This window comes from Chloroflexus sp. (assembly GCF_056331925.1).
In genome coordinates this window covers 1-690 of the sequence record NZ_JBWGQH010000080.1, presented here as the reverse complement: position 1 = coordinate 690, position 690 = coordinate 1, and the positions used below count along the sequence as shown (strand labels likewise).

Annotated in this window: 1 protein-coding gene; it reads right to left on the bottom strand. The window is 56.2% G+C overall.

What is annotated here, in order from left to right:
* Window positions 1–690 (bottom strand): hypothetical protein (locus tag AC01ZF_RS17580; RefSeq protein WP_476575557.1); only part of this gene is annotated, 690 nt, incomplete at both ends.

The window sequence follows — 690 nt, the reverse complement described above, 5'->3', positions numbered from 1 at the left end:
GACTGGGCCGGTGATAGCGTGAATGACGGAACGGCACCGCACAATTCCGTCGCCGTCCTGATAGATAAGTGAACCAACGGCGCGGCATAATCGGCCAGCATCTTCCCAAGCATTCTCCCCGTCAAGCCACGACCACGCCGGCGTAAGCAACGAATGACTACACGTGTAGTACCACGGTGCATCGGGGTACGTACTTTGTTGTTCAAGTGGACGACCACCTGCTTTCCATAACAATTCGTTGATGATACCACCGCGGTATGACGGGTTGTTTGGGTCCTCGATACTGGTAGTCGTTGTTTGGGTATGCGCTGGACGGGACCGTCGTACCGGTATGCGGATCGCCTGCGCTGCAATCATGTCACCGATGCCACTACACGACCACACCACCTCGGTTGGTGTTCGTTCACTCCGGAGTACGTACCCTACAAACACGCGGAAGCCTGATGGAAAGGGGTGAAGACTGTAGGTAATACGGATTGGCGCAAATGCCGGTGTGTACGCATGTGCGCCAGGGCCAAGGGTAACTTGTGCTGATGGAATAGGGCCGGCGCCGAACGACAACACATCAGGTAACGACGCCTGCACCGTCGCACTGATAACATGCTGCGAGACGTCAACCCACGTTGTGCCGTTGTAGAACTCAACCGCTATCGTGGGCCGGCGAACATCAGCTAAGAGGGAAGGACGATC